24 protein-coding genes and 1 pseudogene are annotated in these 23,862 nt (G+C 63.4%); 13 read left to right on the top strand and 12 right to left on the bottom strand.

Going from position 1 to position 23,862, the window contains the following annotated elements; all coding sequences use genetic code 11:
* Positions 1-26 precede the first annotated feature (26 nt).
* From V7E26_RS18240 to V7E26_RS18230, 3 genes are all read left to right on the top strand, one after another.
* Entirely contained in the window at positions 27-404 is a 378-nt protein-coding gene (locus V7E26_RS18240; protein ID WP_324418542.1) for a hypothetical protein, read from the top strand.
* Positions 404-1,066, top strand: coding sequence for an OmpA family protein (locus V7E26_RS18235; protein WP_324418540.1), 663 nt, complete (start codon positions 404-406; stop codon positions 1,064-1,066). The genes V7E26_RS18240 and V7E26_RS18235 overlap by 1 nt, the downstream gene beginning before the upstream one ends.
* Before the next feature lie 111 nt (positions 1,067-1,177).
* Positions 1,178-1,924, top strand: coding sequence for a transporter substrate-binding domain-containing protein (locus tag V7E26_RS18230; RefSeq protein ID WP_324418538.1), 747 nt, complete (start codon positions 1,178-1,180; stop codon positions 1,922-1,924).
* 76 nt (positions 1,925-2,000) lie between these two features.
* Here V7E26_RS18230 and V7E26_RS18225 read toward each other — a convergent pair whose 3' ends face one another.
* A complete protein-coding gene (locus V7E26_RS18225) occupies positions 2,001-2,816 on the bottom strand; it encodes a DUF2182 domain-containing protein (RefSeq protein ID WP_324418557.1) in 816 nt (271 codons plus the stop codon).
* Complete coding sequence (locus V7E26_RS18220; RefSeq protein ID WP_324418536.1) at positions 2,816-3,442, bottom strand: DUF1326 domain-containing protein; 627 nt, start codon at positions 3,440-3,442, stop codon at positions 2,816-2,818. Before V7E26_RS18220 ends, V7E26_RS18225 begins: the two co-directional genes overlap by 1 nt.
* Positions 3,443-4,012: 570 nt before the next feature.
* Between V7E26_RS18220 and V7E26_RS18215 the strand changes: the two genes are divergently transcribed.
* Both V7E26_RS18215 and V7E26_RS18210 read left to right on the top strand, forming a co-directional pair.
* Positions 4,013-4,855 carry a formate/nitrite transporter family protein gene (locus tag V7E26_RS18215; protein ID WP_324418534.1) on the top strand — a complete coding sequence of 281 codons (843 nt, stop codon included), beginning with the start codon at positions 4,013-4,015 and terminating at the stop codon, positions 4,853-4,855.
* 62 nt (positions 4,856-4,917) lie between these two features.
* Complete coding sequence (locus V7E26_RS18210) at positions 4,918-6,651, top strand: bifunctional protein-serine/threonine kinase/phosphatase (RefSeq protein WP_324418532.1); 1,734 nt, start codon at positions 4,918-4,920, stop codon at positions 6,649-6,651.
* 115 nt (positions 6,652-6,766) lie between these two features.
* Here V7E26_RS18210 and V7E26_RS18205 read toward each other — a convergent pair whose 3' ends face one another.
* Together V7E26_RS18205 and V7E26_RS18200 are read right to left on the bottom strand one after the other, a co-directional pair.
* The gene (locus tag V7E26_RS18205; RefSeq protein WP_324418530.1) at positions 6,767-7,561 is read right to left on the bottom strand and encodes a substrate-binding domain-containing protein; all 795 of its coding nucleotides are present in this window, start codon (positions 7,559-7,561) and stop codon (positions 6,767-6,769) included.
* Positions 7,562-7,752: 191 nt separating this feature from the next.
* Positions 7,753-8,976 carry a polyhydroxyalkanoate depolymerase gene (locus tag V7E26_RS18200; protein ID WP_324418528.1) on the bottom strand — a complete coding sequence of 408 codons (1,224 nt, stop codon included), beginning with the start codon at positions 8,974-8,976 and terminating at the stop codon, positions 7,753-7,755.
* A 180-nt stretch (positions 8,977-9,156) separates the two neighbouring features.
* Here V7E26_RS18200 and V7E26_RS18195 point away from each other — a divergent pair, with 180 nt between their 5' ends.
* Positions 9,157-9,810, top strand: coding sequence for a glutathione S-transferase family protein (locus V7E26_RS18195; RefSeq protein WP_324418526.1), 654 nt, complete (start codon positions 9,157-9,159; stop codon positions 9,808-9,810).
* Between the two features lie 314 nt (positions 9,811-10,124).
* Complete coding sequence (locus V7E26_RS18190; protein WP_324418524.1) at positions 10,125-10,559, top strand: cupin domain-containing protein; 435 nt, start codon at positions 10,125-10,127, stop codon at positions 10,557-10,559.
* A gap of 252 nt (positions 10,560-10,811) precedes the next feature.
* Here the strand turns inward: V7E26_RS18190 and V7E26_RS18185 are convergent, their stop codons facing one another.
* A complete protein-coding gene (locus V7E26_RS18185) occupies positions 10,812-11,027 on the bottom strand; it encodes a hypothetical protein (RefSeq protein WP_283029766.1) in 216 nt (71 codons plus the stop codon).
* A gap of 199 nt (positions 11,028-11,226) precedes the next feature.
* Between V7E26_RS18185 and V7E26_RS18180 the strand changes: the two genes are divergently transcribed.
* The gene (locus V7E26_RS18180) at positions 11,227-11,613 is read left to right on the top strand and encodes a hypothetical protein (RefSeq protein ID WP_324418520.1); all 387 of its coding nucleotides are present in this window, start codon (positions 11,227-11,229) and stop codon (positions 11,611-11,613) included.
* Positions 11,614-11,619: 6 nt separating this feature from the next.
* Here V7E26_RS18180 and V7E26_RS18175 read toward each other — a convergent pair whose 3' ends face one another.
* Positions 11,620-12,726 carry a mandelate racemase/muconate lactonizing enzyme family protein gene (locus V7E26_RS18175; RefSeq protein WP_324418518.1) on the bottom strand — a complete coding sequence of 369 codons (1,107 nt, stop codon included), beginning with the start codon at positions 12,724-12,726 and terminating at the stop codon, positions 11,620-11,622.
* Between the two features lie 170 nt (positions 12,727-12,896).
* Here V7E26_RS18175 and V7E26_RS18170 point away from each other — a divergent pair, with 170 nt between their 5' ends.
* From V7E26_RS18170 to V7E26_RS18155, 4 genes are all read left to right on the top strand, one after another.
* Positions 12,897-13,730, top strand: a complete 834-nt coding sequence (locus V7E26_RS18170) for an AraC family transcriptional regulator (protein WP_324418517.1) — start codon at positions 12,897-12,899, stop codon at positions 13,728-13,730.
* A gap of 147 nt (positions 13,731-13,877) precedes the next feature.
* Entirely contained in the window at positions 13,878-14,804 is a 927-nt protein-coding gene (locus tag V7E26_RS18165; protein WP_324418515.1) for an SMP-30/gluconolactonase/LRE family protein, read from the top strand.
* Positions 14,805-15,028: 224 nt separating this feature from the next.
* A complete protein-coding gene (locus V7E26_RS18160; RefSeq protein ID WP_324418513.1) occupies positions 15,029-15,622 on the top strand; it encodes a GNAT family N-acetyltransferase in 594 nt (197 codons plus the stop codon).
* A gap of 24 nt (positions 15,623-15,646) precedes the next feature.
* Positions 15,647-17,290, top strand: coding sequence for a GMC family oxidoreductase (locus tag V7E26_RS18155; RefSeq protein ID WP_324418511.1), 1,644 nt, complete (start codon positions 15,647-15,649; stop codon positions 17,288-17,290).
* Positions 17,291-17,347: 57 nt separating this feature from the next.
* Here the strand turns inward: V7E26_RS18155 and V7E26_RS18150 are convergent, their stop codons facing one another.
* From V7E26_RS18150 to V7E26_RS18125, 6 genes are all read right to left on the bottom strand, one after another.
* Positions 17,348-18,328, bottom strand: coding sequence for a PDR/VanB family oxidoreductase (locus V7E26_RS18150; protein WP_324418509.1), 981 nt, complete (start codon positions 18,326-18,328; stop codon positions 17,348-17,350).
* An 8-nt stretch (positions 18,329-18,336) separates the two neighbouring features.
* On the bottom strand, positions 18,337-19,089 hold the full coding sequence (locus V7E26_RS18145; RefSeq protein WP_324418508.1) for a GntR family transcriptional regulator: 753 nt from the start codon (positions 19,087-19,089) through the stop codon (positions 18,337-18,339).
* A gap of 3 nt (positions 19,090-19,092) precedes the next feature.
* Positions 19,093-20,142, bottom strand: a complete 1,050-nt coding sequence (locus tag V7E26_RS18140; RefSeq protein WP_324418506.1) for an aromatic ring-hydroxylating dioxygenase subunit alpha — start codon at positions 20,140-20,142, stop codon at positions 19,093-19,095.
* A gap of 256 nt (positions 20,143-20,398) precedes the next feature.
* Complete coding sequence (locus V7E26_RS18135; protein ID WP_324418504.1) at positions 20,399-21,901, bottom strand: flavin-containing monooxygenase; 1,503 nt, start codon at positions 21,899-21,901, stop codon at positions 20,399-20,401.
* An 84-nt stretch (positions 21,902-21,985) separates the two neighbouring features.
* Complete coding sequence (locus V7E26_RS18130) at positions 21,986-22,828, bottom strand: AAA family ATPase (RefSeq protein ID WP_057836460.1); 843 nt, start codon at positions 22,826-22,828, stop codon at positions 21,986-21,988.
* Positions 22,829-22,934: 106 nt separating this feature from the next.
* Positions 22,935-23,177, bottom strand: a complete 243-nt coding sequence (locus tag V7E26_RS18125) for a GlsB/YeaQ/YmgE family stress response membrane protein (protein WP_324418499.1) — start codon at positions 23,175-23,177, stop codon at positions 22,935-22,937.
* Positions 23,178-23,318: 141 nt separating this feature from the next.
* Between V7E26_RS18125 and V7E26_RS18120 the strand changes: the two are divergent.
* A pseudogene (locus V7E26_RS18120) lies at positions 23,319-23,862 on the top strand (VWA domain-containing protein); the annotation flags it as partial.

Raw genomic sequence — 23,862 nt, 5'->3', positions numbered from 1 at the left:
TTTTCCTTTGCATCATTGCGATATCAATGCCTTCCCTCGCGACAGCGCAGCAGGCCATGAAGTTCGAGGAGGCCGCTTCCATGCTGGCCGCGAGCTGCGGCAAGGACATCGACGACAACTGCCGTGGCGTCAATCTCGACGCTGTCAGGCTGCGGGAGTGCCTGAACCGTAACCAGGACGTGGTGTCGCCGAAGTGCAAGGCGGATTTCCCGACGGCGCTCGGCGCCATCCAGGCGCGCATCACCGCGCGCACCTCGTTAGTGAAGTTGTGCAATTGGGAGCTGAACAAGCTGTGCGGCGAGGTTCGGACCGATCCGGTCAAGGGGCTGCAATGCCTGCTGGAGTCGACCAAGAAGGCGACCCCGAACTGCAACAAGGCGATTGCCGCAGCGGGGTATCGCTGATGCAAGGTGCAAGGAAGCTGCGCAGCCTCGGTCTCCTGCTGGGCGTCTCGGCCCTGTTTGTGCCGCCGATGGCGTCCGCACAGGCGCAAACGGCTGCCTCGACCGCAGACATCATCGAAAAGCTCGCCGTCGACGGCGAGGCTGATGTCGATGTCGCGGCCTTGCGCCAGCAGGCCGGCGACCGCATCAAGGCGAGGGCGGATGCCCAGCCGCAGAAGCGGCCGCCGATCGCCCCGCAACTGACGAAACTTCCGCAGGTCCGTTTCGATATCGTGTTCGACCAGGATTCCTCCCTGATCCGGCCCGCCTCCTATGGCGCCGTCGGCAGCATCGCCGACGCGCTGACTGATCCGAGGATGCGGCCCTACCGCTACCTGATCGTCGACCACGTCGAATCGGCCGGGCGGCGCGACCACAACCTGATCCTGAGCCAGCGCCGCGCCGAATCGCTCCGCGACGTGCTGGTGAACACCTTCAAGGTATCGCCGAAACGTCTGCAGGCGCTTGGGCTCGGCGAGGAACAGTTGCAGGATCTCAATCGCCCGGCAGCGCCGGCCAATGCGCGGGTCCAGCTCATCCTGCTCGGCAAGTTCGAGACGGAACCCCCCAAGCCGGCCGCGCCGGCGGCGGCGCCAAAAGGGGCTGCAAAGAAGAAGCGCTGATCATCCGCCAAGAGATGAATGCGACGCCAGCCATGGCCAGGGAAGGAGCTTCCAATGTTCAATCAACTCTCGCCGCGCATAGCCGGCCTCTTGCTGGGATGGACAGTGATGATGACAGTGCCCGCTGCCGCCGATGCGTTGAAGGATGAGTTGGCGCCGACCGGCAAGCTCAGGGTGGCGATTGCGATCAGCCCGGCCGGCGGCGCGTTCTGGTCGACCAGGACCGAGACCGGTTATGCCGGCGTGCCGGTCGATCTCGGCAAGGCGATGGCGGAGCAGCTTGGCGTATCAGTCGAATATGTCGCGCACAACAATTCCGGACAGATCGTCGATGCCGTGACGAAGGGCACCTGGGACATCACTTTCCTGCCGAAGGATCCGGAGCGCGAGGGCAGGATGGCATTCGGACCGATCTACGAGGTCGCGGACGCGACCTACATCGTCAAGCCGGGCTCGTCGGTCACGAATTTCGCAACGCTCGACCAGCCCGGCATCAAGGTCGCCGCCGTCAACAACACGACCACGATGCGCGGCGCGATCGCACATCTGAAGAACGCCAAGGTGACGGGCTATCAGACCTATGACGAGATATTCGGCCTGCTCAAGAACGGCGAGATCGACGCGTTCGCGCTGTCGCGCGACCAGCTCAACGCGATGGCCAGGAAGATTCCGGGCACGCGCGTGCTGGACGAAACCTTCAAGCAGACGGTGACGGCCGTTGCCGTGCCGCCCAATCATCCGCAGTCGCTGGCGTTCGCTGTCAAATTCCTCAATGACGCTATCGCCAACGGCACGCTGCGCAAGGCCTATGACAATAACGGCCTGAAGGACCGGCCGGTGCGGACGCAGGCGAAATAGGCCGCGTTCCGATAAACTTGGTGCCTGACGCGGCGAAGATCATGTCCGCTTTGCCCGTGGGCGACCGCCGCGATGCTCAACTCCGCTGAAACAGCATCCACACGCCGCCGGCGAAAGACGCAATCCCCGCAATCCGTGCAATCAGGCGCCCTGACGGCATGATTTTCTCAAGCAGGACGAGGATAGCAAGCGCCGCGATCCAGGCAAGGTTCATCACGCCAAGGGCAAAGAGGAGCACCATCAGCGCCCAACAGCATCCGAGACAATAGACGCCATGGCGAAAGCCCAGCGTCAATGAACCGGTCGCGGTCGAAGGGACGCCGCCATGGCTCAAGATGAAGCCAAGCGGCGCTTGGCACTGCGACAGACAAGCTTCCTTCAACGGTGTCCACTGGTAGAGCCCGGCAAGGATCAACACCGTGCCGCCGACAATATTGCTCGCGCCGGCCATCATCGGCGTGAGCAAGGCCGCACGTTCGAGGGCCCATTGCAACGACGTCGCCACGAGCGAAAACGCGATCCACGCCAGGAAATAGCCGCCCGCAAACCATGCAACGGAGGCCAATGGCCGGCCTTTGGCCGCCTGTCTTCGAACACTTGCGTAGACGAGGATCATCGGAGCCACTGACGGCGTCATCATGCCGATCATCATGACCACCCACATGACGAAGACATATGCGAACTCGATCGGCCGCCAGGGCGAGCTTGCCGGCATCATCAGAGCCTGGCCTGCGGGGATCATGCGGTAGCCCGTCATGTCCATGCCGCCCATCGCCATATCGTCGGCGAGCCAGACCAGGTAGAGCCAGGCGAGTACGGTCAGAACCACCAGCGAGGCGATGATGATGACGCGGTCGCGACGCAAAATGGCTTCTAAAGCCGATGTGCGCATCAGGACGTGCTTGACCACCGGATCGGTGCGTAGTGTCCGTTCTTGCCGGAGTTATCCCAGCGCATCCCGTGATCATTGAAGGTATTTCCGGGTGCCCCGACGGCAAGTGCGAGCTTGTCGGGGCTGACCGGATGGCCCACGTTCGCCCACATCTCGCCGCTCGGATGTGCGGTCGGCAGCGGATCAACGCTCATGTGCAGGATGCCGGGAATTTCGGCGGAGCGCGTCTTGCCTTTGAGGCTATAGGTGATCGGGGTCTTCTTTGCGCCGAGGTGTTTCGTAATCAGCGGCGCAAAATGCGCCATGGGTCCACCGGCTGCTCCGGTGAAAATGGCACCCAACGCTTCCGTCTGCTTTTCGTCAGCGCGCTCATCGATATAGGCCGCCACCGACCAGTTTCCCTCCGCCATCGGCCCCGGTGTATGAACTGCGAGCGCCACGTTCAGGTCGTCGAGCGCGGTGCCCTCATAGCTGCCATTGTCGATGTGAAAGAGCAGCGCGACGTCGCACACGCCTTCGCTTGGCCTCGACGTAAGCGGTGGAGATTTCGATACGAGACAGGGACACACCACGTTGCAGTTACAGTTCTCGAAATAGTCTCCCGATATCTGCCAAACGGCTGCCATTGTTGCGTCTCCTTGAAACCTGTCAACAAGCGCGACTGTTCTCGGATGAATAGGTAGTGCAAGCTGACCTATTGCTTCGGCCATGATTATAGCGCGTCCCGGCCCGGCCGAGAAAGGTTCGATCGCGGCGCAGCAGGCGCCAACATCTGTGCAGCTATGCACAAATACAAGGCACTGATTCCGGTCAGGCCGCTGCGCGATGGGCCCACAACCACGTAGAAATACCCGCCATTTCCAAGATCCACGGCCCGATTTCGGGTTGGCACATCGATTGCTTAATCCTCTCCAGTCAATGACGACTGCCGTCCGTTCGGATCGCCATGGCCAGCGTTGGCCGAGGGGCGTTGGGATCAAGCAGCCTCGCGTGGGGCGCTTCGAACAGTCTTCGCGACCATCTCGCGATCGCTCGCGCATTCCAATTCCCTGATCGGGCGTGGCCTGCGTCGTTCCGTGCCGTCCAGGCGGTTACGGGACTTGTCGCGCACGACGACGGCAAGATCTTTCACTTCATCGGTGCACGGCTGCGCAGCATCCGGCGCGCTCCAGGATTGTCTCGAAAGGGGAAATGTAATGGCCTATCTCGCGCCTTCGGAATTCGTGACCAAGATGGTCGACGCCGGAGAATCCAAGATCTTCATGTCGACGCGCGATACGGTCATCCGCGCCTATATGGCCGGAGCGATGTTGACGTTGGCGGCCTGGTTCGCCGTCACGATGAGCGTCAACACGGGACAGCCGATCATCGGCGCGCTGCTATTCCCGGTCGGCTTCTGCATGCTGTATCTGTTTGGCTTCGACCTGCTGACGGGCGTGTTCGTGCTCGCGCCGCTGGCGCTGATCGACAGGCGGCCAGGCGTCACGCTCGGGGGCGTACTGCGCAACTGGGGTCTTGTCTTCATCGGCAACTTCGGCGGCGCCTTCACTGTCGCGGTGATGGCGGCGATCGTCACTACCTTCGGATTTTCGTCGCCGCCCGACAAGGTCGGCGTCGCGCTTGGCCATATCGGTGAAAGTCGCACCGTGGGCTATGCCGCGCACGGCGCAGCCGGCATGCTGACGCTGTTCGTCCGCGGCATGCTCTGTAACTGGATGGTCTCGGCGGGCGTCGTCGGCGCGATGATCTCCACCACCGTTACCGGCAAGGTGCTGGCGATGTGGATGCCGATCATGCTGTTTTTTGCTATGACCTTCGAGCACTCGATCGTGAACATGTTTCTGTTTCCCGCGGGACTCCTTCTCGGCGGTCATTTCACCGTGGCCGATTATCTGTTCTGGAACGAAATCCCGACCGTGCTCGGCAACCTGGTCGGCGGCCTCGCCTTCACCGGGCTCACGCTGTACTCGACCCATGTCAAAACGGCGCCGAAGCGCACTGGCTCGCAGCAGCCGGCTTCCTCGCGCCTGGCGGCTTGATCTCTCGATGCGGATGGGCCTCCCCTCGCCAGGGGAGAGGCCCATCGTCGTGAAGGGTAGGAATGCCGCGCGAGCTGAAAATATCGGTCGGACAGTTTTCCGATAAGGGGGCCAAGGAAACCAACCAGGATTTCCATGGTGTCCTGATCCCGGAAGAGCCGCTGCTCAGCCTCAAGGGCATTTCCATCGTGCTGGCCGACGGCATCAGCACCAGCAAGGTCTCCAGGATCGCCGCGGAATCGGCGGTCAAGGGATTCCTGACCGATTATTACTGCACCTCGGAATCCTGGTCGGTGCGCACCTCCGCGCAACGCGTGCTGGAGGCGACCAATTCCTGGCTGCATTCGCAGACGCGCAGCCAGTATGCCTACGACAAGGACCGCGGCTACGTCTGCACGCTGTCCGCCATGGTCATCAAGTCGACGACGGCGCATCTCTTTCATGTCGGCGATTCCCGCATCTATCGGCTGTCCGGCAATACGCTGGAGCAACTGACCAACGATCATCGCATCGTCATTTCCTCGCAGCAGAGCTATCTCGGCCGGGCGCTCGGCGTCAATCCGCAGATCGAGATCGATTACCAGATGCTGCGGGTCGAGTGGGGCGACGTCTTCGTGCTCGCGACCGACGGCATCTACGAGCATCTCAGTGCCCGTCGCATTGCGAAGGCGGTGAACGAGGGTGGCGCCGATCTCGACGCGGCCGCGAAGCGGATTGTCGACGAGGCCTTTGAAACCGGCAGCACGGACAATCTCACCGTCCAGATCGTTCGCGTCGATGAAGTTCCCGACGGCGACGCGGCCGAAGTATTCGCACAAGCTGACGAACTTCCGCTGCCACCGCTGCTGGAAGCACGGCAGGTTTTCGACGGCTACCGGATCGTGCGCGAACTGCACGGCTCCAGCCGCAGCCACATCTATCTGGCCGTCGACGTCGAAACCGATGCGGTCGTGGCCATCAAGATTCCCTCGATCGACCTGCGCGACGATCCCGCCTACCTGAAGCGGTTCATGATGGAGGAATGGGTGGCGCGGCGGATCGACAGCCCGCATGTGCTCAAACCCTGCCTGCTGCAGCGCAAGCGCAACTTCCTCTATGTCGCGACCGAATATATCGACGGGCAGACGCTGACGCAGTGGATGATCGACCATCCGAAGCCTGGCCTCGAGACCGTGCGCGACATCGTCGAGCAGATCGCCAAGGGGCTGCGCGCCTTCCATCGCAAGGAGATGCTGCACCAGGATGTCAGGCCCGCCAACATCATGATCGATGCCACGGGCACCGTGAAGATCATCGATTTTGGCTCGATGAAAATCACCGGCGTCATCGAGGCCGAGCCGTCAGGCCTGCGCGACGACATTCTCGGCACCCAGCAATACACCGCGCCCGAATATTTTCTCGGCGAGCGCGCTACGACGCGCTCCGACCTGTTTTCGCTCGGCGTCATCACCTATCAGATGATGACCGGAAAGCTGCCCTATGGCGCCCAGATCGCACAGGCGCGGACGCGGTCACAGTTCAGCAGACTGGTCTACCGCCCGGCGTCGCACGGCGACCGCGACATCCCGCATTGGATCGATGGCACGCTGGAAAAGGCCGTGCATCCCAATCCGCTCAAGCGCTACGACAGCTTTTCGGAATTCCTGTTCGACCTGCGCCATCCCAATGCGAACTATGTCGCGACGTCGTCGACGCCGCTGATCGAGCGCAACCCGCTGCTGTTCTGGAAAAGCATGACCGTCGTGCTGGCGCTTGCGGTGATCGCGCTGTTGGCCATGCAGCACATGCATCGGTGATTTCTGTCATGCACCGCTTGAGGCGGGGCATCCAGTACTCCGTGTTGTCGACTTTTCCTACATAACGCGGGCTGCGGGGTACTGGATCGCCCGATCGAGTCGGGCGATGACAACCTTAGTTCCTCGCGCCCGTGGCGATCGGATCCATGCCGCTCTTGACGATCTCGCCGCGCGCGGCGGGCGATGCCAGGAACTTGATCAGCGCCTTGCCGGCGTCGGGCTCCTTCGAGACGCTGGCGATTCCAGCCGAGAACACCGTGATCTTCTGCAACTCATCCGGCAGCGGGCCGATGATGTCGATGCCTTCCACCGGCTTCAACTCGCTGATCTGCTGGAAGCCGATCTCGGCGTCGCCATGGGCGACGATCTCGCCGACCGGCGTCGCCGGAATCTTTCGTGCCTTGCCCTGCATCGCGTCCTTGATGCCGAGCTTGTCGAACATCTCGGTCGAAACGTAGACGCCGCTGGCGCTGTCGGAATAGGCGATCGTCTTCGCCGCGAGCAGCGCGCGCTTGACCGCATCCGCGGTGGAGATATCCGGCTTCGGGGCACCCGACTTCACGGCAACGCCGATCGGCGACTTGACGAGATCGACGCTGGTCCCTTCAGCCACCTTGCCCTTCTTCGCGAGGTCCTCGAGCGCATAGCCGACCATGATCAGCACATCGGCCGGCTCGCCGCGCTCCAGCCGCACCGGGATCGCATTGGTCGTCGTCCCCATCGACGGCCCGTAGGCGGTCAGCACCTTGTGGCCGGTAGCCTTCTCGAATTCCGGAACCAGTGCCTTGTAGGCGGCCGACAATCCGCCCGAGATCATCACCCGCACCTCGGCGGCAGAGGCCGTGACGGTCAGCAGGAATGCGCCGGCAAGGCCGAGCGCGAGGGGGCGAAGCGTCTTGGAAAGCCGCATGATGATTCCTCCCGGGGCGACTCTTGAGCGGTCGGCCGCGTGAGGGTTCTACAGCGGGAGAGGGAAGGCGGCTAGCTCTGGCGTCATTCCGGGGCGATGCGAAGCATCGAGCTACGGGGCGCCCTTGCGCCCCTGAGAATCTCGAGATTCCGGGTCTGGTCCTTCGGGCCATCCCGGAATGACACCGCTTGTCACGAATTGACATGCACGAAATCCCGCAGCAGCGGGTAGATCTCGTTATTCCACTTCCTCCCCGAAAACACGCCGTAATGGCCGACGCCGGCCTGCATGTGATGCACCTTGCGATAGGCGCGCACGCCGGTGCAGAGGTCTTGCGCCGCCAGCGTCTGGCCGATCGAGCAGATGTCGTCCTTCTCGCCTTCCACCGTCATCAGGCCCATGCGGCGGATCGAGGCCGGGTTCACCGGTCGCCCCCGATGCATCAACTTGCCCTGCGGCAGCAGGTGCTCCTGAAACACGTCGCGCACGGTCTCGATATAGAATTCCGCCGGCAGGTCCATCACGGCAAAATATTCGTCGTAGAAATTCTTGATGATCTCAGCCTTCTCCCGCTCGCCCTTCGCGAGATGATTGGCGAGATCGATATGCTGCTTGATGTGACGCTCGAGGTTCATCGAGACGAACGCCGTGAGCTGCACGAAGCCGGGATAGACCTGGCGGAACGCGCCCTTGCATTGCATCGGCACGTAATTGATCAGGTTCTTCTCGAACCAGTTCAGCGGCTTGCTCTTGGCGAATTCGTTGACCTTGGTCGGCTGGATCCGCGTGTCGATCGGCCCGGCCATCAGGGTGAGCGTGGCCGGGCGCGCCGGATGATTGTCCTCCGACATCACGGCGGCTGCGGCCAGCGCCGATACCGACGGCTGGCAGATCGCGACCATGTGCGCGCGCGGGCCGATCTGGTCGAGGAAGGTGATCAGGTGGTCGGTGTAGTCCTCGAGGCCGAATCGGCCGTGACCCAGCGGAATGTCGCGCGGATTGTGCCAGTCGGTGATGTAGACGTCGTGGTCCTGCGACAGCGTCTTCACGGTGCTGCGGAGCAGCGTCGCGAAATGGCCCGACATCGGCGCCACCAGCAACAGGCGCGGCTGCTCCGGCGCGTTCTCCTTCTTGAAGTGCAGCAGCGAGCCGAACGGGGTGGCGAAGCTGACTTCCTCGGTAACCTCCAGCTCCCGGTTGCCGACCAGAACGCTTTCGATGCCGTACGCCGGCCGGTCGTAGGTCAGGGAGGAGCGCGAGATCAGTTCGAGCGCGGCGGAAAGGCGGCCGAACACGCGGTCGGAGACGCCCTGCGGCACCAGATTGAGATATCTCAGCGCGGCCGACGCCCCGGTGCGCCATGGTGCCGTCAGGTCCATGTGGTTCTGGTAGGCTTGGTACATCATCATCGACATCATTCACATCGGTCCCTGTCCGCCCTGGCCATGCAATATCGACGCCAGAGCGGGGCGGGCTGCCTTCAAAACTGGCACGTGGCTTGCTGGTAAAATGGCCCGGCGCCCAGCGCTTGAGCGGCGGCGCGGCCGGCTGCCGTGCCGGGGCAAGGGTACGGTTTGCGTTTGAGGGAAGGCCATATGGCGAAGACCACACTGACCATCTCCAGCAAGAATTATTCATCCTGGTCGCTGCGCGGCTGGTTGCTGGCGAAATTTTCAGGGCTCGAATTCGAGGAGGTGGTCACCGCCCCGGACGATGCCTCGGCGCGGGCCGAAATCCTGCTGCTGTCGTCGTCGATCCTGGTGCCGTGCCTGCGCCATGACGGCGCCACCATCTGGGACACGCTGGCGATCGCGGAATATCTCAACGAGATCAGGCCGGAGGCCGGGCTGTTGCCCGGTGACCGCATCCAGCGCGCGCATTGCCGCTCGATTTGCGGCGAAATCCATTCCGGCTTCACCACGCTGCGGGCCTCGCTGCCGGTGAACCTGAAGGGCCATTTTCCCGGCTTCAAGATCTGGTCCCGCGCCCAGGCGGACATCGACCGGGTCTGCACCATCTGGCGCGATTGCCTGAATGCATCGGATGGCCCGTTCCTGTTCGGTACACGCACCATGGCCGATGCGATGTACGCACCTGTTGTCACCCGCTTCATGACCTATGACGTGAAGCTCGAGCCTCCGCTGGCGGCCTATGCCGCCACCATCATGGCGATGCCAGAGATGCAGCAATGGATCGAGGCCGCCAGGGCCGAACCCGCCGACATCGAAGAACTCGAGGTCGAATATTAGGCAGGCCCGCTGCGGCGCTGCCCGCCCGAAAGGCTCAGGTAACGAGCAGGCCTTGCTCAAGCCGATGCCAGCACAGATGGACCGCGGCTTGTTCATCTGCGGCTTTCCGCGTGCCGCCGAAATCGGATTCCGGCCTCCCGCCAAGCGCTTCGCTGCGCCAATCCCGGTCAGTCGCCGCGGTGCAGCGCGGCTGGCGCGGAATTCGCATAGCAGCATCGAGGCGAGAACGCGACGATGCGAGGCTGCCGAAAATCTGGACGCACTCCGCGCACATGGTCCGCGTTCTCGCGAGCGAGAACCGTGGAGGCTCCAAAATGAACAAGCAGGCCGTCGTCAGCAAGTTCTCTCACGTCAAGCCCGGCGATACCGAATTCAAGGGCGGAGGTCTGCGCGACTTCTTCCTCTATCGCGACCTCGGCATTGCCGATGCCACCGGCGGGCAGGTGATCTGCCATCTGGTCAAGGCCAATCCCGATCTGCCGCCGGAAGAGGGCACCGGCTGGCACAAGCACGAATGCGAATTCCAGATCGTCATCATGACCAGGGGCTGGGCGCGGTTCATGTACGAGGAAAAGTCGACATTGGTGCAGGCCGGCGATGTCGTGCACCAGCGGCCCGGCATCACGCACTATCTCTACGATTACTCGGAGGACATGGAGTATCTCGAGATCGTCAGCCCGGCAGACTTCAGGACCGTCGATGTGCCGCCGTTCGTTGACAAGGTCCCAGCGCCAACTCCGTGGAAGTAGCCGCCATGTCATCCCCCGAGGAATTAACGCTTGTCATCGGCCGCTGGCTGCGGCCGATCGTGTTCGTCCTTGATGTTGTGCGCTGGCTCGGATGGCGACCGACATCTAGCCGTGAACAGGCGCGTACGGCGCCCGATCACTGATTCGGGCGCGGTTCGTTCCACCCGCGTTCCGAACGTTAACAGTCTGCTGCACTCCCGTCGCATTCTGGCACAGTGCGCGGTGAAATCTAGTCGCGCGTCGCGCGATCCCTCAGGCCGCGCCGGAGCGCGGCAGCCGCCAGCCCACGACGGTCGCTTCGACCATGCCGCCGGTCCTGTCGTTGCGCCATCGGCCGTCGATCCAGCGGCAGGCAAAAGGCAGTTGATAGGTTCCGCTGTGATCCTCGCAGAGTACTTCCAGCGGCAGGTCCGGTGGCGGGTCGCCGTTGCCGTCGAACTGCGCCAACCGCTTTTCACGCGTTGCCATGCAATCAATCTCCACTGCCGCGCTGGCCGATAGCTGTTCGACGTTCGCGGCTAAATCCAACCACCGTTAAGGGGGTTAAGCACACCGCCCGAATGAGGTATCAGTATGGAAACTCTGGGGTCGGAAACCTGCGTCACGCAAATTGCCGTGATGGACGTTTCGCCCCATGTTCGACGCTTTCGGGAAAAAGAGGAAGTTCATGATTGCAGGGATCGCCAGGATCATTCTCATCGCTTGCGTGCTGACTGTGCCGGCGGCGCTTCACGCGCAGGACGTTCCCGGCATCGAGATCTGCACCGTCGAAAAGACCATGGAGCGGCGCACCTCCTGCCTGCAGAGCAATGTCGACTTCCTGCAGAAGACGATCACCAGGCTCACCACTGACCATCAGCAGAAGCTGGATGCTTCCAACCGGCAGATCGAGGCGCTGAAGGCCGCGGTCATCAGCCTGCAGAAGGTCGTCGGCGAACTGCAGTCAGCGCAGGCCAAGGCGGCGGAAGACGCCAAGAAGGCTGCCACGCCTGCGGCGAAAGACGCAGCGCCGGCCGCAAAGGACGCCGCGCCGGCAAAGGAAGGCGCGAAGTAGCCGCCGTCACGATATCCGGTATTGCTCCATCACGGCCCTGTCGGGCTCGTAGCCGATGCCGGGGCCCCGGGGCACCTCGACGTCGCCATTGGCGTCGACGTCGATGCGGCCGCCCCACAGGCACGCGGGGCGCTTCATGTAGAACATCTCGACGAAGCTCGAATCGTCACGCAACGACAGCAGTTGCAGCGTCGCCAGAAGGCCCGGTCCGAAATACGGCGAATGCGGCGCAAGCCTGACGCCGAACTGGTCGGCGAGATCGACGACCTTCAGATATTCCGTGATGCCGCCAACCTTGATGACCGAGGGCTGCGCGTGGCTCACCGCGCCGGCCTGCATCATCTGCTTGAACTGATAGGCCGTGCAGGCGTTCTCGCCCGCCGCCACGCTGAGCCCGCCCTTGCTGCGCACCTCCGCCAACGTTGCGAAATCCTCCGGTGGCCAGACCGGCTCTTCGAGGAACAGCGGCGCGGCGTCGCGGCAGGAATGCGCGAACGCGATCGCCTCTTCGCCGGTCAGCGGACAGTTCATGTCGACCATCAGCGGTATATCAGCGCCGATCGCCTGACGCGCGGCAAACACGGCGGGCGTCGTGGTCTCGTGCAATTTGATCGCCTTGTAGCCCTGCCGCACTGCCGTTTCGCATTCACGCGCGATCAGCTCGGGCTTGCCGATCCGCAGCAGGCTGGCATAGGCGGGAATCCTCGTCCGCTTGATCTCGCCGATCAGCCGGTGCAACGGCACGCCCTTCGCCTTGGCGGCAATGTCCCAGATTGCGATATCGAGCGCCGATATCGCAAACATGGTGATGCCATAACGGCCGAACAGATGCAGGTTGCGCTGAATCTGTTCCATGAAGGCGGGAATGCCAGCCGCGTCCGGAACCTTTTGGCCGAGTGCCTGGGGCGCAATCATTTCCTCGACGGCGGTGCGGTTGGTCCGCGGGCTGACATAGGCAAAGGCATCGCCCCAGCCGGTGATCCCCGCATCGGTGGAAACCTCGACCATGATGATTTCCAGCGCCGATATGGCGGAAGCGCCTTGCTTGAAGCTCGCGACCCCCGCGTCATAGGGAATGCGGATATGATGGGCCCGGACGTTGGTGATCAGCATGGTTGCTCCCGAATGGTGCCGACAGGAATGTGCCATCATAGCAAGGGCGCCGGTTCCCGGCACGATTGGATGAACGCAATGCTGTGCGGCAAGAACGGGAGAGCAAGGACTGTCAAACGAAGCACGCCGCATCGGGCCATGATGCGCCTGCTGCGCACGAGCCATCCGCCATGAACCCGGCCCAGAAAGCGCTCTGGTACATCGAAAGCCATCTCGCCGAGCCGCTGACGCTCGACGATGTCGCCGGCGTTGCCGGCGTCTCGCGCTTTCATCTGGTGCGGGCGTTTGCCGCGGCCACCGGCGTTTCGGTGATGCGCTATGCGCGCGCCCGGCGGCTGACCAGGGCTGCGCAGGCGCTGGCGGCAGGCGCGCCGGATATTCTCAGCCTTGCGCTGGAGGCGGACTACGGCTCGCACGAAGCTTTCACCCGCGCGTTCCGCGACCATTTCGGCACCACGCCCGAAGCGGTCCGCGCCGCAACGCGCCTCGATCGTCTCAAGCTTCAGGAGCCCATCGTCATGGATTCAACGCTGCTCGAACATCTCAAGCCCCCGCGTTTCGAGACCTCCAGGCCGCTGCTGGTCGCCGGCATCAGCGAGCGCTGCACCTATGAGAACGGCGGCGCCGGCATTCCGAACCAGTGGCAGCAGCTTCACCAGAAGGTCGATTTCATTCCGGCGCGGATCGGCAAGGTCGCCTACGGCGTCTGCTGCAACGGCGACGATTCCGGCTTCGACTACATTGCCGGCGTCGGGGTTGCTAACTTCTCCGACCTGCCGCGCGAGTTCGCGCGAGTGCGGATCCCAGAGCAGAAATACGCGGTCTTCACCCATTCGGAGCACATCTCGGCCATCCGCCGCACCATCATCACGATCTGGAATCACTGGCTGCCGATCTCGGGCATGAAGGCCGCCGACGCGCCGAGCTTCGAGCGCTACGACGAGAAGTTCGATCCAGCCACCGGCAACGGCGGGCTGGAAATCTGGGTGCCGGTGAGGGAATAGCGTCACCGCAATGCTGCCCTGCGCGGCGGGTGTCAGCGCTTGCTTGGCAAGCGATGACGGCTTTGCCATAACGACGTGACAAGAAAGTTGCGCGTGCGGGGACCGGGCTTCAAATCCTCCTGCAGCCAAGCAAGCCGGGAGGATTTCATGGCCGATATCCGCGTTCTCGCCACCGATCTGGAGTTTCCGGAAGGGCCGGTGGTGATGCCCGACGGCTCCGTGGTTCTGGTCGAAATTCGTGGGCGCCGGCTGACGCGGGTCTATCCCGACGGGCGGAAAGAGGTGGTCGCGCAGGTCCCCGGCGGCCCCAACGGCGCGGCGCTGGGCCCCGACGGCAAGATGTACATCTGCAACAATGGCGGCTTTAGCTGGATTCCCACCGGAAAGATGATCATGCCGGGGCCGCAGCCCGACGATTATCAGGGCGGCTCGATCCAGCGCGTCGATCTGCAGAGCGGCAAGGTCGAGACCGTCGTCGCCAAATGCGGCGAGCACGCCCTGCGCGGGCCGAACGACCTGGTGTTCGACAGGGATGGTGGGCTGTGGTTCTCCGAACTCGGCAAGCGCCGCCACCGCGAGATGGATGTCGGCGGGATGTACTATCTCAAGCCCGGCCTGAAGGAGATCGTCGAGGTCGTGCATGGCGTGCTGCCTGCCAACGGCATCGGGCTGTCGCCCGACGAGAAGACGGTCTACATCGCGGAGACGCCGACCGCGCGCCTCTGGGCCTACGACCTCTCCGCGCCCGGTACGCTGAAGCCGCGCGACGTGATCTATCGCGGCGAGCGCGGCAAGCCGATCGCGGGCCTCGGCGGCTACCAGATGTTCGACTCGCTGGCGGTCGAAGCATCAGGCAATGTCTGCGTCGCGACGCTGATCTCGGGCTGCATCTCGGTGATCGCGCCCGACGGCACGCTGGTCGAGCAGGTGCCGACCGGCGACCGCGTTACCACCAACATCGCCTTCGGCGGGCCGGAACTGAAGACGGCGTACATCACGCTGTCGGGCAAGGGTGAGCTGATTGCGATGGACTGGCCGCGGCCGGGGCTGCCGCTGAACTTTTTGAACAGATGAGCTATCCCCGTCATTGCGAGCGCAGCGAAGCAATCCATACCGCGTCACGGGGATCGATGGATTGCTTCGTCGCTTCGCTCCTCGCAATGACGACGGAGAAAGGATAACACCTCATGGTGAGGAGCGCGGCACGCGCGTCTCGAACCATGAGGCCACAGACGGGGCCTTCATCCTTCGAGACGCCGCTTCGCGGCTCCTCAGGATGAGGAGAGGGAGTGTATTGAATGGCCTTTCTTGAACCGGTGACCCTGCAAGGCGCGCACGCCCGCCTGGAGCCGTTGTCGCACGATCACATCGACGGGCTGGTGGAGGCGGTGAGGGATGGCGAGCTGTGGAAGCTCTGGTACACCTTCATTCCGACAGCCGAAAACATGAAGCAGGAGATCGACCGCCGGCTCGGCCTGTTCGCGGCCGGCTCGATGCTGCCGTTCACGGTGTTCGATGCCGACGGCAAGGTCGCGGGCATGTCGACCTACATGAATGTCGATGCCGCCAACCGCCGCGTCGAGATCGGCTCGACCTGGTATGCCAGGCGCGTGCAGCGCAGTGCGGTCAACACGCAGTGCAAGCTGCTGCTGCTGACGCACGCTTTCGAGAAGATGAATTGCATTGCGGTCGAGTTCCGTACGCATTTCTTCAACCACCAGAGCCGCCGCGGCATCGAGAGGTTGGGCGCCAAGCAGGACGGTATCCTGAGAAACCACCAGATCGCCCCGAACGGCACGTTGCGCGACACCGTGGTTTACAGCATCATCGCCGGCGAGTGGCCGACCGTGAAGGCGCATCTCACCTATCAACTCAACGACAAGCCGCGGTAACGAAGCCGCGCCAGAAGCGAGACGATGGAAACGTTCGATTATGTGATTATCGGCGCGGGCTCCGCAGGCAGCGTGCTCGCCAACCGGCTTGGTGAAGATCTCGCGACCCGCATCTGCGTGCTCGAAGCGGGCGGCAAGGACTGGCATCCCTACATTCATCTCCCGGCGGGTTTCATCAAGACGTTCCACATGAAGAGCGTCAACTGGGCCTACAGCCAAGAGCCGGGCCCATGGACCGGCGGGCGCAGCATCTATGCGCCGCGCGGCAAGACGCTCGGCGGCTCGTCGTCGATCAACGGCCACATCTACAACCGCGGCCAGCGCCAGGATTTCGACACCTGGGCGCAGATCGGCAATCGCGGCTGGGGCTATCCTGACGTGCTGCCCTATTTCAAGCGGATGGAGCGGCGTGTCGGCGAGGGCGACGAGACGTTTCGCGGCCGCGACGGCAATTTGACCGTCACCACCATGGACTGGAACGATCCGCTTTGCGAAGCCTTCATGGAAGGCGCCGTCAGCCTCGGCATCCCGCGCAACCCCGATTACAACGGCGCGATCCAGGAAGGCGTGTCGTACTGCCAGCGCACCATCGAGAACGGCCTGCGCATGAGCGCGGCGAAGGCGTTCCTGCATCCGGCCCGCAAGCGCGGCAATGTCGACGTGCGCACGCATGCGCATGTCACCAACATCATCTTCGAAGGCAAGCGCGCGGCCGGCGTGCGTTATCTCAGGGGCGGCAAGGGCGGCACGCCCGTCGAGGTGCGCGCCAGCAAGGAAGTCATTCTCTCGGGCGGCGCCTATAATTCGCCGCAGGTGCTGCAACTGTCCGGCGTCGGCTCGCCGGACCTGCTGCAATCGCACGGCATCGAGGTCCGCCACGCGCTGGCGGGTGTCGGCGAGGGCCTGCAGGACCATTACGCGCCGCGTTCGGTGGCGCGCGTCAAGAACATCCAGACCATCAACGAACTCCGGCGCGGCCTCAGCCTGTGGGTCGAGGCGCTGAAATGGGCGACGACGCGGCGCGGCCTGCTCTCGCTGTCGCCGACCATGGTCTATTGCTTCTGGCATTCCGGCGAGACCACCGAGAGTTCCGACCTGCAGCTCACCTTCACGCCGGCGAGCTACAAGGAGGGTGTGCAGGGCCAGCTCGAGGACGAGCCTGGCATGACGGTGGCCTCCTGGCAGCAGCGGCCGGAAAGCCGCGGCTATGTCCGGATCCGCTCGGCCGACCCGTTCGCAGCGCCGATCATCCAGACCAATTATCTGGTCGAGGAGATCGACCGCCGCGTCGTCGTCGCCGGCATGAAGCTGGCGCGCCGGCTGCTCGCGTCAAAACCGCTCGCGCCCTACTACGCCTACGAGGATTTCCCGGGGCCGAAGGTGCAGAGCGACGATGAGCTCCTCGCGGCCGCCACCGAACGCGGCACCACCACGTTCCACCCCGGCTGCACCTGCCGCATGGGACCGGCTGAAGCCAAATGGGCCGTGGTCGACGACCAGTTGCGCGTCCACGGTTTGCAGGGCCTGCGCGTCGTCGACGCCTCGATCATGCCGCGCATGATATCAGCCAATCTCAACGCCTCGACGCTGATGATCGCCGACAAGGCCTCCGACATGATCCGCGGCAAGACGGCGCCGGAGGCGGTAAAGTTTCCGGTTCAGGCGTAGCTACGAACTCGCCATGCCCGGGACAAGCCCGGCCATGACGATAGCCCAAGCCGCAGCCTACGCCGCTTCCGGCCGGTACAGCGTGTCGATCGTCACGACCCCGATCGCGCGCGACACGCACGGGCAGATCTTGCGGTTCTCGCGCTTCTGCTGATCGCTGAAGAACACGTCGCGATGGTCGATCTCGCCGTCGACGGCGAGGACATCGACGGCGCAGACGCCGCATTCGCCGCGCCGGCAGTCTGATATCACCTCGAATCCGGCGCCGTTCAGCGCATCCAGCATCGAGCTGTTCGGCGGCACCACCAGTTCGGTATCGCCGTCCTTCAGCCGCACGCGAAATTCCGCCGTCGGCTTCAATCCGCTGGAGCCGAACGTCTCGTAACGCAGGTCGGCGGGCGCGCGTCCCAGATCGTTCCAGGCGCGCCGCGCCGCCTCCAGCATCCGCATCGGTCCGCAGATGACAGCGATCGCATCGTCCGGCAGCGCGCGGAAAGTGGCGTCGAGATCGAGTCGGTCGCCGGCATCCGAGGCGTACAGGCGCAGCCGGTCGCCGAGCAGATCGGAGAGTTCGTCGAGGAAGGCGGCATCACCGCGCGACTTCACGGCATAGTGCAGGGGCGCGTCGACGTTCCGCCGGCGCAGCGCGGCGGCGATGCTGACGATCGGCGTGATGCCGATGCCGCCCGCGATCAGGCAGTAGTTCTTGCGGCTCCAGTCGATGTCGAGCAACGAGGTCGGGTTGGTCGCCTCGATCCGCGCACCCACTTGCAAGCCCCACATGCCGCGCGAGCCGCCGCGGCTGTCCGGCGCCAGCCGCACCGCGATCCGATAGGTGGCGGCATCCACGCTCTCCACCAGCGAATAGCAGCGTCGCGCCGGCTGTCCGTCGATCAGCAGCGCGACCGTGATGTGGCTGCCGGGCGGGCAGGGCGCGACACGGCCGTTCTCGGGACGCAGACGGAATTCGCGAATCGTCGGCGTCACGTCACGGATGGAATCGACGGTGCACCAGCTCCATTGCTCGGCAAAGCGCATGGGTGATCCTATTCGGCTGATGATTTGAGCAGCGCGAGCGCCGGCATCAGGTCGAGATGCGTGCGGTTTCGGATTGCGAGCCGCAGATTGCGCGCGGCAAGGCGCGAATGCTCGCGCATGACGGCTTCGGCCCGCGCGCCCTCGCGGTTCTCGATGGCGTCAACGACGATGCGGTGATGGTCCTGCCCGAGCAGCAGGATCTGGTGCGCCTCCGGCAATGCCGACTGCGCCATCACGAAGGCGCTTGGGGAAGCAAACGGCAGCGCGGAGACGCGGTCGATCTCGCGGATCACGGGCGCGCTGGCGGAGAGCTCGTTGAGCAGCGCGTGAAAGCGCGCGTTCATCGTCACATAGGCGGAAAAAGCCTCGACCGAGATCGGGTCCTGCCGCACCAATTGGTCGAGATCGCCGAGGCATTCCTTGAGCGGCTCGAGGCTGCGCGCGCTAACGCCGCGCTCGGCGGCAAAGCGGGCGGCGAGGCCTTCGAGCGTACCGCGCAGCTCGATCGAATCCAGGATGTCGCGCTCGGTGAACGCCTTCACCATGAAGCCGCCGGAAGGGATCGCCTGCAACAGGCCTTCATCCTCCAGCCGCACCAGCGCCAGCCGCACCGGCGTCCGCGACACGCTGGTGATGTCGACCGCCTGCAATTCTGAGATGCGCTCGCCCGGCCGCAGTCGCCCGGACAGGATCATGTCGCGCAGCGCGAGCTGTGCCCGCACGGTCTGGGAGACGGAGCGTTCGGCGTCGCGCTCGCTCATGGCCTACTCCGCGGCCTGCATGGCCTGTGGCGCCTTCTCGCGCGCGACCATGCGGTCGATCACGCGCCGCGCCCACATCGCGCCGGCATCGATGTTGAGGTTGTAGAAGGTGCGTTCGGGGTTCTCGTCCATCGCGCGCTGCTGCGCTTCGAGGATGATTTCGTCCTCGTGGAAGATGCCGGAAACGCCCTCGCGGATTTCGGTGGTCAGCTTCTGTTCTGTGGTCCGGTAATTGCGGACGAAGGCCCAGAAATAATGACAGGTCGTCGCGGTCTCCGGCGTCATGGTGTTGAGCACGAAGCCGTTGACGCCCTGCGAGCGCTCGCCTTCCGGCGCGCCGGTCCCGGCGGGCGCAACGCCGACGTCGATGTTGACGGTGCCTGGCGCCTGGAAGTGGATGATCTGCCAGCGATCGACCGGACCCGGCTTCTGCAATTGCGCGGCCCAGAACGGCGGGGCGTCGATACCCTTCATCCAGCGCGTCACCGTCACGGTGTTGTCGCCATGGGTGACGTCGAACGGGGCTTCGGCGACATGGTCGTTGCCGATGCTGGAGCCGTGCACGAAGGTCTCGTGGGTGAGGTCCATCAGATTGTCGACCACGAGCCGGTAGTCGCATTTCACGTGGATGGTCTTGCCGTCGCCGGCCCAGGCGGGATCGTCGTTCCAGTGCATGTCGGGCACCAGCGCAGGGTCAGCCAGCGCCGGATCGCCCATCCAAAGCCAGATGAAGCGATGGCGCTCGATCACCGGATAGGAGCGCACGCAGGCGGACGGGTTGATGGTGTCCTGCGAGGGCATGTAGGTGCAGCGCCCCTGCGCGTTGAACTTCAGCCCGTGATAGCCGCAGACGACGCTGTCGCCGTCGAGCCGTCCCTTCGAGAGCGGCACTAGGCGATGCCAGCAGGCATCCTCCAGTGCAGAGACCCGCCCGTTGGACTGGCGGTACATCACGACATGCTTGCCGCAGATCGTGCGCGGAAACAGTGCGTGTTTGATGTCGACGTCCCAGGCGGCGGCGTACCAGGCATTGAGCGGGAATGAGGATGGCATGGTTGCACTCCATGGTGAGTGCATGATGTATACATAGAATGGACAAAATCAGCAAATAATTGCTATTGACGGTATCAATATACCTTCCCAGTATACATGCTTGGAAATGAGTGCCCGATGGCTCCACAAACTCGTCACGGCCGGGCTTGTCCCGGCCATCCACGTCTTTCGCACGCGATCAGGACGTGGATGCCCGGGACCCCGGGCATGACGGAACCGGTGAGCGGACGTCACCTCGCAGCATCCGCCTCCGGCCTCAGCCGTAGACGAACGCCTTGTCCTTCAGGTCGATGTCAGGAAATTCGTCCTTCTCGGCCCAGTAATCCTGGTTGTGCTGCCATTCCGGCTTGTCGCCGCGCCTGGGCAGCAGGTGCATGCCGCGCATCATGTAGCCGGGATTGAAATTTTCCGGATCGATCCACGGCAATAGCGGCATGTTGTGGTCTTCGGGGCGAAGCGCCGGCGTGACCTTTTTCGCGCCCGTCGCCTTCATGTGATTGAGCAGCCGGCAGACGAAGTCGGCGACAAGGTCGACGCGCAGCGTCCAGCTTGCGCGGAAATAGCCGAACACCCAGACGAGGTTCGGCACGCCCGTGAACATCATGCCGCGATAGGTCACGGTATCGGCGAAGTCGAGCGGCTTGCCGTCGACCTCGAAGGCGATGTCGCCATTGGCGCAGAGGTTGAAGCCGGTGGCGGTGACGATGATGTCGGCCTCGAGCTCCTTGCCGGATTTCAGCAGGATTCCCTTTTCGGTGAAGCGGTCGATCTCGTCGGTGACGACGGAGGCCTTGCCGGACTTGATGCCCTGGAACAGGTCGCCGTCCGGGATGAAGGCGATGCGCTGCCGCCACGGCCGGTATTTTGGCGTGAAGTGGGTCGCGATGTCGTAGTCCTTGCCGAGATAGGCCTCGACCGCCGACAGCAGATCCTTCTTCGCCGCTTCCGGCTCGTTGAAGGTCTTGCGGGTGAAGGCGTCCTGGTCGAACAGGATTTTTCGCCGGGTGATTTCGTGGATCCAGGTCTCGTCGACCTGTAGTTTCCGCAGCTCCTCGGCGATCTCGATGGCGTTGCGCCCGGTGCGGAAATAGGTCGGCGAACGCTGCAGCATGGTGACATGCGCGGCATCCTGCGCCATCGCCGGAATCAGCGTCGCGGCGGTCGCGCCGGAGCCGATCACGACAACGCGCTTGTTGCTGTAGTCGAGATCCTCAGGCCATTTCTGCGGATGGACGATTCCGCCCTTGAACTTCGCCATGTCCTTCCACTCCGGCGTATAGCCCTCGGTGTGGCGGTAATAGCCCTGGCACATCCAGAAGAAATTGGCGGTGAAGCGGACCTGCTCGCCGGTGTCGGCGCGCGTGGCCTGGATGGTCCAGAGGTTTTCCTCGCTCGACCACGAGGCCGAGGTGATGGTGTGCTGATAGCGGATGTGACGGGCGAGACCGTTCTCCTCGATCACTTCACCCATGTATTTGCGAATTTCCGCCGCGGTTGCGATCGGCGCCGACGTCCATGGCTTGAAGCGGTAGCCGAAGGTGTGGAGGTCGCTGTCGGAGCGGATGCCGGGATAGCGATGGGTGGTCCAGGTGCCGCCAAACGTCTTCTGCGTCTCCAGCGCCACGAACGTCATGCCAGGGCATTGCGTGGTGAGGTGATAGGCGGCGCCGACGCCGGAAATGCCGGCGCCGGCGATCACGACGTCGAAATGCTCTGACGTGTGCGGCGAAGTCCTGTCGATCTGTGCCTGAACGTTCATCTTCCCTGTTCTTTTTGGTTTGCTGTCGTCTGAAAAGCGAAACGCCAGAACCTTAGGTTCCGGCGCTGCAAAGTCGTTAGCGAATTATACTTCGCGTCGGCTGAGGAAGGCGAGCCGCTCGAACAAATGCACGTCCTGTTCGTTCTTGAGCAGCGCGCCGTGCAGCGGCGGGATCAGCTTGCGAGGATCGCGCTCCCGCAGCATCTCGGGCGTGATGTCCTCGTTGAGCAGCAGCTTGAGCCAGTCGAGCAGTTCCGATGTCGACGGCTTCTTCTTCAGCCCGGGCACCTCGCGCACCTCGAAGAAGATGCGGAGCGCCTCTTCCACCAGGCGCTTCTTGATGCCGGGGAAGTGGACGTCGACGATCCGGCCCATGGTGTCGGCGTCGGGGAACTTGATGTAGTGGAAGAAGCAGCGGCGCAGGAACGCGTCCGGCAATTCCTTCTCGTTGTTGGATGTGATCATCACGATCGGGCGCAGGCTCGCCTTGATGTTCTCGCCGGTCTCGTAGACGAAGAACTCCATGCGATCGAGTTCGAGCAGCAGGTCGTTCGGAAACTCGATGTCGGCCTTGTCGATCTCGTCGATCAGGAGCACCGGGCGCTTATCATGGGTGAAGGCTTCCCATAATTTGCCGCGCTTGATGTAGTTCGAGATGTCGGAGACGCGGGGATCGCCGAGCTGGCTGTCGCGCAGGCGCGACACCGCGTCGTATTCGTAGAGGCCCTGCTGCGCCTTGGTGGTCGACTTGATGTGCCAGGTCAAAAGCGGCGCGCCGAGCGCCTTGGCGACTTCCTCCGCCAGCACGGTCTTGCCGGTGCCGGGCTCGCCCTTGATCAGCAGCGGGCGCTCGAGCACGATCGAGGCGTTGACGGCGACCTTGAGGTCGTCGGTGGCGACATAGTCCTTGGTGCCGGTAAATTTCATCTATCCGTCTGCCTCGTTTTTCGTCTTGTTGGTCCTTGGGCCACGATGGCCTGAACAGTAAACGACCGCCGGTCCGGCGGTCGCGATTGAGTATGACGCGGCTTCCTCAGCGTTTGATCAGCGACAGGATCACCAGGATGATCACGGCGCCGATGGTGGCGTTGATGATGTCGCGGACCCAGCCAACGCCCAGGCTGACGCCGAGCTGCGGCAACAGCCAGCCCGCCAGCAGCGCGCCGATGATGCCGATCACGATATTGCCGATCAGCCCGAAGCCCGCACCGCGCACAATCTGTCCGGCAAGCCATCCGGCGATACCGCCAATGATCAGCGCCGCAATGATGCCCATTGAATTTCCTCTGCCGGAATAAACCCTTTACCGGTCGATTGTAATTGAAAAAGCCTCCCGGTCTAGGCCTGACAGCTATGCGCCGGCCATTGGCTCGCGCTGGCCCTTGACGTGTGCGGCCCGGCGGGCAATCTGTATCCCATGTTCCTGCAATTCTTCACATCGTTGCGCGACGCGCAGGTCCCGGTGACCCTGCGCGAATATCTGACGCTGATGGAGGCGCTCGACGCCGACCTCGCCGATCAGACCGTCGAGAATTTCTATTATCTCTCCCGCGCCGCCCTGGTGAAGGACGAGCGCAACCTCGACAAGTTCGACCGCGTCTTCGGTTCGGTATTCAAGGGGCTGGAAAGCCTGCTCGACGCCATGGACAAGGCCGAGATTCCCGAGGAGTGGCTGAAGAAGCTCGCCGAAAAATACCTCACCGAGGAAGAGAAGAAGCAGATCGAAGCCATGGGCTGGGACAAGCTCATGGAGACGCTGCGCAAGCGCCTCGAGGAGCAGAAGGGCCGTCACCAGGGCGGCAGCAAGTGGATCGGCACCGCCGGCACCTCGCCGTTCGGCGCCCACGGCTACAATCCCGAAGGCGTCCGGATCGGGCAGGAGAAGAACCGCAACAACCGCGCCGTGAAGGTGTGGGACAAGCGCGAGTTCAAGGATCTCGACGGCAATGTCGAGCTCGGCA

The organism is Bradyrhizobium sp. (assembly GCF_036735945.1).
In the GTDB taxonomy this organism is placed as follows: Bacteria; Pseudomonadota; Alphaproteobacteria; order Rhizobiales; family Xanthobacteraceae; genus Bradyrhizobium.
Note: the sequence above shows the minus strand (reverse complement) of the source record. Positions and strands in the feature narration are given on the sequence as shown.

What these genes read in the sequence shown, in the direction of transcription:
- V7E26_RS18160 (WP_324418513.1), top strand. Translation starts at nt 15,029, where the DNA reads ATGGCCTTTCTTGAACCGGTGACCCTGCAAGGCGCGCACGCCCGCCTG.
- V7E26_RS18165 (WP_324418515.1), top strand. Translation starts at nt 13,878, where the DNA reads ATGGCCGATATCCGCGTTCTCGCCACCGATCTGGAGTTTCCGGAAGGG.
- V7E26_RS18225 (WP_324418557.1), bottom strand. Translation starts at nt 2,816, where the DNA reads ATGCGCACATCGGCTTTAGAAGCCATTTTGCGTCGCGACCGCGTCATC.
- V7E26_RS18155 (WP_324418511.1), top strand. Translation starts at nt 15,647, where the DNA reads ATGGAAACGTTCGATTATGTGATTATCGGCGCGGGCTCCGCAGGCAGC.
- V7E26_RS18185 (WP_283029766.1), bottom strand. Translation starts at nt 11,027, where the DNA reads ATGGCAACGCGTGAAAAGCGGTTGGCGCAGTTCGACGGCAACGGCGAC.
- V7E26_RS18215 (WP_324418534.1), top strand. Translation starts at nt 4,013, where the DNA reads ATGGCCTATCTCGCGCCTTCGGAATTCGTGACCAAGATGGTCGACGCC.
- V7E26_RS18170 (WP_324418517.1), top strand. Translation starts at nt 12,897, where the DNA reads ATGAACCCGGCCCAGAAAGCGCTCTGGTACATCGAAAGCCATCTCGCC.
- V7E26_RS18230 (WP_324418538.1), top strand. Translation starts at nt 1,178, where the DNA reads ATGACAGTGCCCGCTGCCGCCGATGCGTTGAAGGATGAGTTGGCGCCG.
- V7E26_RS18235 (WP_324418540.1), top strand. Translation starts at nt 404, where the DNA reads ATGCAAGGTGCAAGGAAGCTGCGCAGCCTCGGTCTCCTGCTGGGCGTC.
- V7E26_RS18175 (WP_324418518.1), bottom strand. Translation starts at nt 12,726, where the DNA reads ATGCTGATCACCAACGTCCGGGCCCATCATATCCGCATTCCCTATGAC.
- V7E26_RS18240 (WP_324418542.1), top strand. Translation starts at nt 27, where the DNA reads ATGCCTTCCCTCGCGACAGCGCAGCAGGCCATGAAGTTCGAGGAGGCC.
- V7E26_RS18130 (WP_057836460.1), bottom strand. Translation starts at nt 22,828, where the DNA reads ATGAAATTTACCGGCACCAAGGACTATGTCGCCACCGACGACCTCAAG.
- V7E26_RS18220 (WP_324418536.1), bottom strand. Translation starts at nt 3,442, where the DNA reads ATGGCAGCCGTTTGGCAGATATCGGGAGACTATTTCGAGAACTGTAAC.
- V7E26_RS18150 (WP_324418509.1), bottom strand. Translation starts at nt 18,328, where the DNA reads ATGCGCTTTGCCGAGCAATGGAGCTGGTGCACCGTCGATTCCATCCGT.
- V7E26_RS18180 (WP_324418520.1), top strand. Translation starts at nt 11,227, where the DNA reads ATGATTGCAGGGATCGCCAGGATCATTCTCATCGCTTGCGTGCTGACT.
- V7E26_RS18200 (WP_324418528.1), bottom strand. Translation starts at nt 8,976, where the DNA reads ATGTCGATGATGATGTACCAAGCCTACCAGAACCACATGGACCTGACG.
- V7E26_RS18210 (WP_324418532.1), top strand. Translation starts at nt 4,918, where the DNA reads ATGCCGCGCGAGCTGAAAATATCGGTCGGACAGTTTTCCGATAAGGGG.
- V7E26_RS18140 (WP_324418506.1), bottom strand. Translation starts at nt 20,142, where the DNA reads ATGCCATCCTCATTCCCGCTCAATGCCTGGTACGCCGCCGCCTGGGAC.
- V7E26_RS18205 (WP_324418530.1), bottom strand. Translation starts at nt 7,561, where the DNA reads ATGCGGCTTTCCAAGACGCTTCGCCCCCTCGCGCTCGGCCTTGCCGGC.
- V7E26_RS18190 (WP_324418524.1), top strand. Translation starts at nt 10,125, where the DNA reads ATGAACAAGCAGGCCGTCGTCAGCAAGTTCTCTCACGTCAAGCCCGGC.
- V7E26_RS18195 (WP_324418526.1), top strand. Translation starts at nt 9,157, where the DNA reads ATGGCGAAGACCACACTGACCATCTCCAGCAAGAATTATTCATCCTGG.
- V7E26_RS18135 (WP_324418504.1), bottom strand. Translation starts at nt 21,901, where the DNA reads ATGAACGTTCAGGCACAGATCGACAGGACTTCGCCGCACACGTCAGAG.
- V7E26_RS18145 (WP_324418508.1), bottom strand. Translation starts at nt 19,089, where the DNA reads ATGAGCGAGCGCGACGCCGAACGCTCCGTCTCCCAGACCGTGCGGGCA.
- V7E26_RS18125 (WP_324418499.1), bottom strand. Translation starts at nt 23,177, where the DNA reads ATGGGCATCATTGCGGCGCTGATCATTGGCGGTATCGCCGGATGGCTT.